Annotated in this window: 10 protein-coding genes and 1 pseudogene; 3 read left to right on the forward strand and 8 right to left on the reverse strand. The window is 54.8% G+C overall.

Going from position 1 to position 12,541, the window contains the following annotated elements:
- Nucleotides 1-22: 22 nt before the first annotated feature.
- A complete protein-coding gene (ilvC, locus tag ABRP30_RS17355) occupies nt 23-1,039 on the reverse strand; it encodes a ketol-acid reductoisomerase (RefSeq protein ID WP_349974948.1) in 1,017 nt (338 codons plus the stop codon).
- 172 nt (nt 1,040-1,211) lie between these two features.
- Between ilvC and ABRP30_RS17360 the strand changes: the two genes are divergently transcribed.
- Nucleotides 1,212-1,880: a GntR family transcriptional regulator gene (locus tag ABRP30_RS17360; protein WP_039612635.1), complete on the forward strand. Its 669-nt coding sequence runs from the start codon at nt 1,212-1,214 to the stop codon at nt 1,878-1,880.
- A gap of 40 nt (nt 1,881-1,920) precedes the next feature.
- Here the strand turns inward: ABRP30_RS17360 and ABRP30_RS17365 are convergent, their stop codons facing one another.
- Together ABRP30_RS17365 and ABRP30_RS17370 are read right to left on the reverse strand one after the other, a co-directional pair.
- Nucleotides 1,921-3,228 carry an MFS transporter gene (locus ABRP30_RS17365; protein ID WP_349974949.1) on the reverse strand — a complete coding sequence of 436 codons (1,308 nt, stop codon included), beginning with the start codon at nt 3,226-3,228 and terminating at the stop codon, nt 1,921-1,923.
- A gap of 90 nt (nt 3,229-3,318) precedes the next feature.
- Complete coding sequence (locus ABRP30_RS17370) at nt 3,319-4,158, reverse strand: class II aldolase/adducin family protein (RefSeq protein WP_349974950.1); 840 nt, start codon at nt 4,156-4,158, stop codon at nt 3,319-3,321.
- Nucleotides 4,159-4,275: 117 nt separating this feature from the next.
- Between ABRP30_RS17370 and ABRP30_RS17375 the strand changes: the two genes are divergently transcribed.
- Complete coding sequence (locus tag ABRP30_RS17375) at nt 4,276-5,169, forward strand: LysR substrate-binding domain-containing protein (RefSeq protein ID WP_349974951.1); 894 nt, start codon at nt 4,276-4,278, stop codon at nt 5,167-5,169.
- Between the two features lie 46 nt (nt 5,170-5,215).
- On the opposite strand, the gene ABRP30_RS17380 is transcribed toward ABRP30_RS17375, so the two are convergent.
- Nucleotides 5,216-6,169, reverse strand: a complete 954-nt coding sequence (locus tag ABRP30_RS17380) for an AEC family transporter (RefSeq protein ID WP_349974952.1) — start codon at nt 6,167-6,169, stop codon at nt 5,216-5,218.
- 103 nt (nt 6,170-6,272) lie between these two features.
- On the opposite strand from ABRP30_RS17380, the gene ABRP30_RS17385 reads away from it, so the two are divergent.
- Nucleotides 6,273-7,160, forward strand: a complete 888-nt coding sequence (locus ABRP30_RS17385) for a LysR family transcriptional regulator (RefSeq protein WP_349974953.1) — start codon at nt 6,273-6,275, stop codon at nt 7,158-7,160.
- 27 nt (nt 7,161-7,187) lie between these two features.
- Here the strand turns inward: ABRP30_RS17385 and ABRP30_RS17390 are convergent.
- The 4 genes and pseudogenes from ABRP30_RS17390 to yddG form a co-directional block, all read right to left on the reverse strand.
- Nucleotides 7,188-8,500 (reverse strand): annotated as a pseudogene (locus tag ABRP30_RS17390) (MFS transporter).
- 75 nt (nt 8,501-8,575) lie between these two features.
- Nucleotides 8,576-9,415: a class II aldolase/adducin family protein gene (locus ABRP30_RS17395; protein ID WP_349974955.1), complete on the reverse strand. Its 840-nt coding sequence runs from the start codon at nt 9,413-9,415 to the stop codon at nt 8,576-8,578.
- Nucleotides 9,416-10,103: 688 nt separating this feature from the next.
- Nucleotides 10,104-10,853, reverse strand: coding sequence for an ornithine cyclodeaminase (locus tag ABRP30_RS17400; RefSeq protein WP_349974956.1), 750 nt, complete (start codon nt 10,851-10,853; stop codon nt 10,104-10,106).
- A 580-nt stretch (nt 10,854-11,433) separates the two neighbouring features.
- Nucleotides 11,434-12,351 (reverse strand): aromatic amino acid DMT transporter YddG, encoded by a 918-nt coding sequence (gene yddG, locus ABRP30_RS17405; protein WP_349974957.1) that lies wholly within the window; start codon nt 12,349-12,351, stop codon nt 11,434-11,436.
- Between the last annotated feature and the right edge of the window lie 190 nt (nt 12,352-12,541).

Consider the following 12,541-nt stretch of genomic DNA (forward strand, 5'->3'; position numbering starts at 1 on the left):
TACTGCTTGTGTTCCGTGGGGATCAGTTGATGGATTTGTCGACCAGGGCGCCTGCCTGGATCCACGGCATCATGCCGCGCAGGCGCTCACCGACCACTTCGATCTGGTGACGTTGCAGCAGGCTACGCCGGGCAGTGAGCGTGGGATTGCCTGCCTTATTTTCCAGGATGAAGTCCTTAGCGTACTCGCCGTTCTGAATGCTGGTGAGCAGCTCACGCATCCTGTCCTTGGTCTCAGCCGGCAAGATCCTCGGCCCGCTGACGTACTCGCCGAACTCAGCGTTGTTGGAGATGCTGTAGTTCATGTTGCCGATGCCGCCTTCATAGATCAGGTCGACGATCAGCTTGAGCTCATGCAGACATTCGAAGTAGGCGAGCTCAGGTGAATAACCGCCTTCCACCAGGGTTTCGAAACCGAGCTTGATCAGCTCGACGGTGCCGCCGCACAGTACGGCCTGCTCACCGAAAAGGTCAGTCTCAGTCTCCTCGCGGAAGTTGGTTTCGATGATGCCCGCCTTGCCGCAACCGATGGCAGACGCGTAGGCCAGGGCCAGTTCGACAGCATGGCCGGAAGTATTCTGTTCTACCGCGATCAATGCCGGAACGCCGTGGCCTGCTTGATAGGTAGAACGCACAGTATGACCGGGCGCTTTCGGCGCGATCATGATCACATCGAGGTCGACGCGAGGCTTTACCTGACCGTAGTGAATGTTGAAACCGTGGGCGAAGGCCAAGGTCGCATTGCGGCGCAGATGCGGCTCGACGTCGCTGCGGTAGACATCCGCGATCAGCTCATCAGGAATCAGCATCATGACCAGGTCTGCCTGGGCAACGGCCTCCGCAACGGTGCTCACCGCGAGACCGGCAGCCAGCGCTTTCTTCGACGACGCCGAACCCTGACGCAAACCGACGATGACATCAATGCCACTGTCACGGAGGTTCTGGGCGTGAGCATGCCCCTGAGCGCCATAGCCGATGATCGCCACGCAGAGCCCCTGCAGCAGGCTCAAATCAGCATCTTTATCGTAGAACAGCTTCATGTCAGTCAGACCTTCTTGTTTTGTGTTCGGGATTTCGTGCTCTGTACTCTGTATACAGAGTTCACAGTCTTGACCTACACTGAACGGGAGTCAAGGAAAATTTGAATGACACGGGAGAAAGTGGACAATGCAGCTTTCACTAGGGGAAGCCGATCTTCGGCGAGGTCAATCAATGACAAGCACGCTCAAGCGTATCCAGTCGCGCACGGACTACGTGGATGAGGTTTACAAGGCTCTGCTCGATGCCATCAGCGACGGCTCGCTGGCACCCGGCGCTCGCCTGACGCAGGAAGAAATCGCCGAGCAGATGAACATTTCCCGGTCACCTGTGCTGCAGGCGCTGAGGTTGCTCAAGAAAGATGGCCTTGTTCAGGATGCACCAGGGCGAGGTTTGCTGGTGACCCCGCTGACGACGGACTCGATTCGTAACCTCTACCTGATTCGAGGAGCCCTGGACAATCTGGCTGCCAAGATGGCCGCTGCCCGCAAATTCCAGCTCGACCCGGCGCTGATCAAGCGCGGTCGAAAGGCTTCCCAGGGCAAGAACATCAAGGAAATGATCGACGCCGATGTGGCTTTCCACAACGCCATCTACGAAGCGTCCGGAAACCCGCTGATCGCCCAGAGCGCTCAGGTTTACTGGGTGCACCTGCGCCGCGCCATGGGTGCAGTGCTGCAGTCCTCAGCCCAGCGCGACACCATCTGGGATCAGCACGAGGAGATAGCCGCTGCCATCTCAGCTGGTGATGTCGAGGCAGCAGGTAGCCTGACCGATATCCATACGACGCAAGCCAGGGAAAACCTCATTGACCGAGTCGGTCATCTGCTGTCGCAAGGTTGAGACAGGCGCCCGGGGAGACCGGGCGCCCGCTTGGAGGGTGTCATCGATTCACGATGGACTTGGGCATGATGAGGCAGATGAACGCGGCGAAGATCAGCGAGCCTGCGATGCAGTAAAGCGCCAGGTCAGTGGATGAGGTGACATCTTTCACCCAGCCGATCATGTAGGGGCTGATGAAACCCGCTAGGTTACCGACTGAGTTGATCATGGCGATACCCGCCGCAGCCGCAGCCCCACCCAAAAATGCGGGAGGCAGGCACCAGAACTGGCAAAGCCCGGTCATGATTCCCATGGTCGCCAATGACAGGAAGACAAGCGAGACCGCAGGGTTGCCAGACGTCAGGGTGCTGAGCACCAGTCCTGTCGCACCGAGCACTGCCGGCACAGCGGCATGCCAACGACGCTCCTTGCTGCGGTCAGCGCTACGACCGGTGAAGATCATCGCTGCGGTAGCGAACGCATAAGGGATGGTGGTGAGCAACGACACCGTGGAGGCTTCCTGGATGCCCGAGCTTTTGATCAGCGATGGCAGCCAGAAGCTGACACCGTATAGCCCCATCATGAAGCCGAAGTAGCCCGAGCTCAGTACCCATACCCGCTTGTTGCGGAATGCGCCGAACACCGAGTGGACTTCCTTCGTCCCACCCTCTTTCTCCAAGTTACGCTTCAGCGTTTCTTTCTCGCTCGCGGACAGCCACTTGGCATCGTCGATCTTGTCCTGCAGGTAGAACAACACGACGACACCCGCAATGATCGATGGCAGCGCCTCCAGGAAGAACAGCCATTGCCAAGCGGAGTGGCCCATCCAACCATGCGTGGAAGCCATGATCCATCCAGACAGAGGGCCGCCAATGACGCCCGCCATCGGAATACCGGTCATGAACATCGCGGTGATCTTGCCCCTGCGGGAAGGCGGGAACCAGTAGGTAAGGTACAGAATGATGCCGGGGAAGAAACCAGCTTCCGCCAGCCCGAGCAGAAAGCGCAGCACGTAAAACTGCGTCGGTGTTTGAACAAAGATCATGCTCGCCGAGAGGATGCCCCAGCTGATCATGATCCGGGCGATCCAGCGCCTTGCACCTACCCGGTGCAGAATGATGTTGCTCGGAACTTCAAAGATGAAATAACCAAGAAAGAATATTCCAGCACCCAAACCATAAATGGTTTCGCTGAACTTCAACTCATCCAGCATTTGAAGTTTAGCGAAGCCAATATTCACGCGATCAAGGTAGGCAAACACATAGCAGATGAAAAGAAACGGAATAAGTCGCAAGGCCACACGGGTATACAATTGGGACTCAGCTACTGAATCCTGGACGACATAGGGTGCCTCTAGAGTATTAGACATGATGCCAATCTCCGAATGATTTTGTTGTTGTAGGCGTCGAATCGTGCAGCAGCGCCTTTCCAGGTTCGGCGCTGTTGCAAAGAGGGAGGGTCAGGAGAACATGTCCGGCTGCTCTGCCACGAGCTGGTCGTAGATGGGTTGGAAGTGAAGCCAGCCAATGAAGGGGCTGCCCACATTTTCTCGGCTGTAGCGACAGCGCTCTGGCGTCACCAGCTTGGGCGTGATTCCACTGGCCTCGATCAGCAGCTGCTGCTGACAGCATCGCTCCAGCGCGATGAACCAGAATGCGGCTTCATCGATACTGTGCCGGCTAGCAGTGAGCAGGCCGTGATTCTGGTGGATGACCGCACGCACATCTTTGAAATATTCACTGACCGACTTGCCAGCCTTGGCCTCCACCGCAACAGCGCCGGCCTCGGCAGTGATCACCCCGTGGTGTTCAAAGAACACTGCGGCGTCCTGGGTGATCGGTGGCAACGAACGCCCGGTGGCAGACCAGGCGCCACCGTAAATGGTGTGCGCATGGCACATGGCGACGATATCGGGGTGCGCTTCGTGGACGGCAGCATGCAGAACGAAGCCAGCCCGGTTGATCGCATAGTCGCCCTGCACGACCTTACCTTCATGATCCGCGAGGATCAGGTTTGACAACTTCACCTGCGAGAAATGGACGGCCATCGGGTTCGTCCAATACAGCTCAGGGAACTCTGGATCGCGAACGGTTAGGTGTCCAGCGAAACCATAATCGAGGCTGTGCTTTGCAAACGCTCGACAGGCTGCAACAAGATGTTTCTTGCGATACTGCCGCTCTTCCTCAAAACTCTTGAAGTCAGGAATTTCCGGAAAGATCAGATCCTGCTGTTCAGGTTGATAGACCGAAATTCGGCGCTTTTCATTTGATGCTGGTTCAATCCGCAGCAAGGGATCCATAGTGCCAACCTCATCTTTTATTTTTGTTGGAGACTCATAGTTGACTTTAGGCATATGGATTGACAAACGAAGGCTTTTCACCCAAGGTTGAATTAAATTTAGCCTAAACAAATAATAATGAGAAAGATTCCTAACTTCGCGGCTATCAAGGCTTTTGAAGCTGCTGCACGCTTGGAAAGCTTCGTCGCTGCTGCCGATGAACTGCACTTGTCTGCCTCGGCGGTTAGTCATCAAGTCAGGAAGCTTGAGGCTACGCTGGGCATGGAACTGTTCAAACGACAGCCGCGTTCGGTTGAGCTGACTATTCAGGGGCGAGCGCTCGCTCAACGCCTCACGGTAGCTCTCGACGGCCTGGAGTCGGCGCTTTCGATGTGGATGCCCAATGCAGAGCAGTTACATCTCGCCGTTCACTGCTCGCCAAGCTTTGCCTCCAAATGGCTATCTCCGCGATTGGCACGCCTGGTAGGCGAACCGAACCCTCTTCATATCCGCCTGACCTCCAGCGCTACGCCACCAGAACTCACACGGCACGAGGAGATCGACATAGCGATCACCTACGGTGAGCCAATACAGCGCGTCGGTGTGATTGCCGAGCCTCTAGGACTCGAGACCATCGTACCCATGAGCTCCCCGCGCTTCTTCGACGCATCTAAAATGCTTGAGCCTCGCTCGCTCAAGCCAGGTGCTCTGATCGACTCACAGCTCAGTCCTGTTCGATGGAGCGACTGGTTCCGGCATGAGGGTGTCGCAGAGCGGTCAGACTTGGGAGGGCTCTCCTTCGACCGCGCCGCTCTCGTTCTTTCGGCCGCAGCGGATGGGCTTGGCATTGCCTTGGAATCTACACGCCTGGCGGAGAATGAACTGCGGCAAGGCTCACTGGTGGTACTGAATGGGCATTTGCCGCCACTGCAACGCGAGATGCATTTCCTCTGCTACCGAGGATCGATGAAAGGCAGCCGCAAGATTGAGCGATTCAAGGAATGGATCATGAGCCAGATACACGAGGTGTGAGACCTAAACCTTCACCGCGTAATCCCAGGCGACTGAGGTCGACGCCTCAAGTGCCTGCTACTCCGGCATTCATCCAGATCATCAGCCCCGTCAAAGTCACCAATGAACCGAGGGTTGAGATCAGGATGGTGCGAGAGATCAACCCTGCCTCGCGACGATAGAACTCGGCCAACATGAAAGGCCCGGTGCCTGTCGGCAATGCACTGAGCAAAAGTGCAGAATTCGCCCACATTGACTGAAGCGCGAACACCTTGAAAGCCAGGAACCAAGTCAGCAGGGGCTGTCCCACCAACTTAATGGTGACCAGGGGCCAAGGGCTGCTTTTGCCCGCCGTCGATCTAATCGTTTTCTGACCCAGGAACAGGCCCAGAGAGACGAGTGCGCATGGTGTAGTTGCCGTTGCCAGCATATCGAGGAAGCTCATGACCGGGTGCGCCAGTGGAATGCCGGTTACCGCCCAGGCCGCACCTGCAATGGGGGCGATAACCAGCGGATTTTTCGACAGCGCTTTAACGACGACCGCGATTGCTTTACCGACATGCCGCTCCTCCTGCAAACCGATCTCGATGCAAATCACCGCGATTGCGAAAAGCATGCACACCACGATGATGGTCGAGATCAATGCGGGTTGAAGACCTGGATGACCGAAGACAATGGCACACAGCGGGATGCCGATGTAGCCGGTGTTTGCGTAGCCAGCACTCAAGCCATCAATGCTTGAACTGGCCAGGCTATGACCCGTACACAGTCGCCATGCCAACGTGGCCACGAAAATCGCGAGCGTGCCAGCGCCGAACGAAATGATGAATCCAGGCTGCCAGATCTCAGCCCATGATGCAGTCGCAGTCACTTTGAATAGCAAGGCAGGCAGGCAGAGCCAGACCACCAATTTGTTGATCTCGGAGGCGGCTTGGTCTCCGAGTCGATTTGTCTTACGGCAGATAAATCCAGCGAGGATCAGGGCAAAGATGGGTAACACGATGGCGAGAACGGTGTACATGACTTCCACAATGACGGGGGATTTTGGACATACATAGGTTAAGATCGCTAATCAATGCAGTCCAATGACTATGAAGTAGCCGATTGATACCTACGGAGCATCAATGATCGAACACCGCCACTTGCGCTACTTCCTGGCTCTGGCTGACCTACTGCATTACGGAAAGGCATCCACGCGGGTCAACGTTGCCCAGTCCTCGTTAAGCCGCCAGATCGCTGACCTTGAATCGCAGCTCGGCTGCCGGCTCTTTGTACGTACCTCTCGTTCTGTTGAGCTGACCTCGGCTGGGCTGGAGTTCCAGCGCAGCGCACAGCTGGTTATGCAGGCAATGGACTCAGCGATTCGCTCCACCCAAGCCGTTGCCCGAGGTGAGAAGGGAGAACTACGTATCGCGTTCACGTCCATGATCGCCTGGTCGGGTTTACCCAAACTGATCAAGTCATATGCGGAGAGCGCTCCTGGCGTAAACCTGGAGCTGAGCGAGCTGATACCGAGCGCTTTGATGAAAGCGGTAGAAACCGGAGAGTGCGACATTGGCCTCACATTTAAGGCCACTGTTCAACCGCCGTATCAATACCGGGAACTGCAGCGTGAGTCACTGAGCATTGCTGTTCCCACTGACCACCGCCTGGCGCGCCAGAAGGCCGTAACCGTCAAAGACCTCATCGATGAGCCCTTCATTTTGAGCCCACGAGATACTGCATCGGTGCTACACGACAGCATCGTTGAGCTGTGCCGGAAAAACGGGTTCGAGCCCCGCGCTCGGATGTACACACAGCTGCAAGGGACGATAGTGAATCTGGTCGGAGAAGGATTGGGAGTCTCGATCATCCCCACATCCATGTCGAAGTCGAACCCAGAGTCGGTTCGTTTCATACGCATTGACGACGCACCCGAGCTTGCCTTGGGAATGGTCTGGAACACGAATAACTCCAACCCGTGCCTCACCGCCTTCATCGAGTCAGTCGACACCCGCCTCGACCAGACCTGATCGAGTACGGGCATCGGTTCTGGATCGCTAGCGGTTTACTACCGCTTTAGGCATCGAAAGGCACACAACTGCAGCACATACCAAAGCAGCTGCAATGCAGTACAGAGCGATACTGGTTGACCCAGTGGAGTCCTTAACCCATCCGATCAAGTACGGACTGATGAAGCCGGCCAGGTTACCGATGGAATTGATCATCGCGATCCCTGCTGCTGCCGCCACACCTCCTAAGAATGCAGGCGGGTAACACCAGAAATGGCTCATGGAGGTCATAACTCCCATGGCCCCTACCGAAAGGAACGCCACCGTTAGCAAGGGATTCTGCTCCGTAGTGGTTGCAAGCACCAACCCCATCGCGCCAATCACCGCAGGTAATGCGGCATGCCAGCGACGCTCCTGTACATTCTCCGAGTGTCGCCCGGTCATGACCATCGCAATCGTGGCAAGTGCATACGGAATGGTGGTCAGCAGAGAAACCTCAGCAGCACTCTGGACGCCGGAGTTCTTGATCAGCGATGGCAGCCAGAAGGTTATTCCGTTCAAGCCCATCATCACACCGAAGTAACCTGCACTCAGCAGCCACACCTTGAGGTTGGTGAAAGCACTGAATGCTGAGTGCCCGTGGTGCGAATGGGCTTCACCTTGAGGTTACGCTTGAGGATGGCCTTCTCTGCTGGTGTGAGCCACTTAGCATCTTCTGGATTGTCACGCAGATACACCAGAACAACGAAACCGGCAACGATTGACGGTATTGCTTCGAGACCGAACAACCACTGCCAGGCCGAGAATCCTTGCCAACCGTGAGTGGTCGACATGATCCATCCTGAGAGAGGCCCGCCCAAAACACCTGCCATCGGAATGCCGGTAAGGAACATCGCAGTGATCTTCCCACGCCGGGAAGACGGAAACCAATAGGTCAAATACAAGATGATGCCGGGGAAAAATCCAGCTTCTGCAACACCCAGGAAAAACCTGAGAGTGTAGAACATTGCAGGCGTCTATACGAACACCATGCAAGCCGACAGTACACCCCAGCTGACCATGATGCGGGCAATCCAGCGGCGAGCCCCGATCTTGTGGAGCATCATATTGCTCGGCACCTCAAAGATGAAGTAGCCGAAGAAGAAGATCCCCGCACCAAGCCCGTAAACGATTTCGCTGAACTTGAGCTCGTCCAGCATTTGCAGCTTCGCAAAGCCTACGTTTACCCGATCCAGGTAGGCGAAGACATAGCAGAGAAAGAGGAATGGAATCAGTCGAAGGGCTAAGCGCGCATACAGCTTTGACTCGTCCGGAGTGGAATGCGAATCGGTGACGCAGGCAGCGTCAAGAGCATTAGGCATCTGCCTATCTCCAGTCATTGTTATTGTGTGGCGGAAAGGTAAAGGCGCCGCCCGGACGGACAGCGCCTGAAGGTATTAGGAGAACATGTCAGGCTGTTCAGCTGCGATCTTGTCGTAGAGCGCCTGGAAGTGCAGCCAACCAATGAACGGGCTACCGACGTTTTCACGGCTGTAGCGGCAGCGTTCCGGCGATACAAGTTTCGGCGTAATACCCGAAGCCTCGATCAGCAGTTGCTGCTGACAGCAACGCTCCAGGGCGATGAACCAGAATGCCGCTTCATCAATGCTGTGACGGCTGGCCGTCAGCAAGCCATGGTTCTGGTGGATGGCAGCTCGCACATCTTTGAAGTAGTCGCAAACGGCATTACCAGCCTTGGTTTCCACAGCGACAGCCCCGGCCTCGGCAGTGATGACAACGTGGTCTTCAAAGAACACAGCAGCATCCTGAGTGATCGGAAGCAGCGGGCGCCCCGTCGAGGCCCAGGCACCACCATAAATGGTGTGCGCATGGCACATCGCGACGATATCCGGATGCGCTTCGTGTACGGCGGCATGCAGCACGAAGCCGGCACGGTTGATGGCGTATTCACCCTGCACTACCTTGCCCTTGTGATCGGCCAGGATGAGATTGGACATTTTTACTTTGGAGAAATGGACGGCCATCGGGTTCGTCCAGTACAGCTCTGGGAATTCCGGGTCGCGGACGGTCAAGTGGCCGGCGAAACCGTAATCGAGGCTGTGTTCAGCGAAGGCGCGGCACGCGGCCACCAGGTGCTTCTTGCGGTACTGGCGCTCTTCTTCGAAGTTTTTGAATTCAGGAATCTCGGGGAAGATGAGCCCTTCCTGTTCAGGCTGATAGATCGAAATGCGCTTCTTGCCGCCTGCGGTTGGGTCAAGTTTGAGTACCGATTCCACGATTACCACCTCTGGTTATTGTTTGGGGTGGTGTCATGGTCTCGATCCATGGGTGCAGTGACAAACGATCCGTTTTCAGGCAAGGCTTAAAAAAATTCAGTCTAGGGCTGCTACCTTGCCAAAGCGCCCAATTCGATTCGGATTGCAGATCCGATACGGACGTACTCCGCCCCCCAACAGAACTATTCGCTGGATATCGGCTCTGTGGATCAAATACGCTTACGGATCATGCCCATTCATATGCTCCGATTAGAGCAGGCTCATTGAAAGTCGAACTTTCCGTATTGCATACCAGCAAAGGAGACATCCGACAGTGACCAACATTGCACCTTGCCAGTATTGAGCGCTGAGCATGGCCCCTAACCATACCGCGCCGAACGTTGGGGAGAACAAAATACGATGCGTTAGCGTAAAATTACCGTGCATAAGCCCAGGGCGTCTAACATCTAACCCAGGCTTTTCTCTACCGGCGCAGGTAACTGCTCATAGATTTTTTTGCGGAACTCAAGATTTTTCTGGACGGAAGACCTGAATAAATGGCGACTCAGCGAAACGATTAGAAAGGCAGTGCGAGAGATGCACCGGCTACCTTACTAAAAATGAAGACCCGCCATATGCAATGGTAGGTCTAAAGCACAACCATGAACTAGAAACATCGCCAGAACGAGCTGGCTACCGACACTCTACATTATAACTTCGAGATCACATACTGACTCACAATCAAGTCTAAATGTGCACCACCCGCATTCTTGAAGACAGTAATTTCGTTACTCTTCCGTGCCAGACTCTGATTCTGACACAAGTCGAAGAGATCACCTTGAATATCCACCTCCAGAAGCCCCCCAGACTCTACTGGGCGGACAATGTCGCCGACAATAGCAGCAGACTGACGATCATCAACAAACACTTTAGATTTACTAATTAACAAAATATCAGCCTCCTGCATGTCCGGTCTAAATCCTCCTACCAAATCAACATGAGTTCCTGGGCGCACAGACCTGCCACGAATTATTGGCGAAGTAGAACTTGTAGCGCTGCTTATGATATCGGCTTGTGCCACTGCCAAATCTAAATCATCAGCAATACAAACGGAGACGCCGCGCCGGATCAGCTCGTTGACCGCAGATTCGAGCTTAGAAGGAGTTCGATTCCACAGAATCACTTGGCGAATGGACGGGCGGATATATAAATAGGCATCGGTGAGGGCTCTCGCTATCGGGCCTGCCCCTAAAACGAGTAACACCTCGCTGTCTTCCCGACTCAGATATTTTGCTGCTAAAGCGGAGTCGGCGGCGGTTTTACATGTAGTTATGGATGGGCCATCTAAAATGGCAACCACTGCCTTAGTATCTTCGTCAACAACTAGGAAAACGGCGCTCTCCGTTGGCCGGGGAGGAGAAGCCGAAGCGTTTTCAGGGTGGATTGACGCGACCTTCACTCCTGCACCTCTCCCAGGTAGAACTACTCCACGGTTAAATAGTCCGTATACAGAGTCCCCGATGAAATAACTGTCGCCGACAGGTCGATTTCCAAGGTGCGCCTGATGCAGGGCGTCTATCACCCCATCCCAGTCCAACACTGCCTGAATTTGCTCGGAACTAATGAACCGCATCTGTCACCTTCCCATGAGAAAGGAGAAGCTTTAAGCGCTTCGCCAATTGTCGTTGATTCTTGTTTTTATAATTTAGATTATGGAGCCTCACATTAGCAGCCACGTCAACAACTATCCTTGGTCACGAGCACATAAACTGCAGGTCAAGAATCAGTCGCTCATGAAACTCGAACAAAATTGAACTCCATCGGCACCGCAAGTAAAAGCAAATGATAGTCTATCTGCTGGATGCCGGCATGACGACTGCCAGTGGGTCTCACTCTGTCGATTTCCATCGGAGACTGGACATAATGTATCTCCGATGGCCATATATGGCTTTTATATTTTGAGCCCAAAAATGGTACCTCAGGGTCTCGTAGGCGCCACCGTACGAACATAACTCCCCCTTTGAGGGCCAAACCAGACGCTACACCTTATTCTGATGGGTATTCGTTAAAGGTGACAACTGGCGTGTTGCATGCCAGCAGAGTAAAGACCCCCCGGTGACGAACAGCGCACCTTGCCAGAATTGAGCGCTGAGCACAGCTCCTAGCCAAACCGCTGCGAACCCGGAAGACAAAACTGGGGCAAAATACGATGCTGTCGCTAGGAGGGTTAAATTCCCGCGCATAAGCCCGATATTCCACAATGCGTATCCTCCTGCCACTGCAAGGGCAGCCATTCCCAGCTCCAAGCTGCTGATAAGGGTGAAGCCTGGAAGTGTTTCATCACTTAATAGATACTTTGTCCAGAGCGCACAGCTTGAAAGAATAAAGAAGAAGACGATCTGATTGCCTGCCCCAGCGAAACGCCGGGTGATGTTGCAGTAAACGGAAAAGCTCAGGGCACAAACAAACGCAAGACCAAATGCGACAGGGTTAGAGCTGACGCTGACCACCAAACGTTCAAAGGATAGTCCTTCACCCGCTACGACCCATAGAATCCCGAAGACCGCCAGGGCTGAGCCAGGTACAACCATCCACCGTGCTCGCTGCCCGTTAATCCATATGGAGAGTATGACAGTGAGGCAGGGCCAGAGATAGTTGACGACACTGACCTCGACGGCCTGTGTGTCAGAGTGGGCGTAGCCCAGAGCTAATGACATACTGACATCGTAGGTAACAAACAGCGCCCCGCCTGTTATGAGGTACAACCAAGAGGACGTTCTCAACCGAGGTTTCCCGAGGAGCACAAGTAATAGCAGCGTACCTAGCGTGTAGATCAACGCAGCTCCACCGGCTGGGCCCAATGTGGACGTTATACTTCTGATCAAGGCGATCGACATGCTCCACATTGCGATGGCCACCAAACCGCATAACGTGGCACCGCGCTTACCGCTAATCATCACAAATCCCCGTCAAAAAGGGCGCGGATGATACAGGGCCAATATCCGTTTCGCATGTCTGAAACGGACGCTTAGCGGCGCAACCTGTACAGGGCGGCTAAATGCCACACATCTTTACGAGCCAAAGCCTCGGATCGAACGGGCTCACCGCCTCCTCTCAACAGCTCAAACCGCTCAGGGCAATGCAGCA

It is taken from the genome of Pseudomonas sp. WHRI 8519 (assembly GCF_040224055.2).
Taxonomy (GTDB): domain Bacteria; phylum Pseudomonadota; class Gammaproteobacteria; order Pseudomonadales; family Pseudomonadaceae; genus Aquipseudomonas; species Aquipseudomonas putida_X.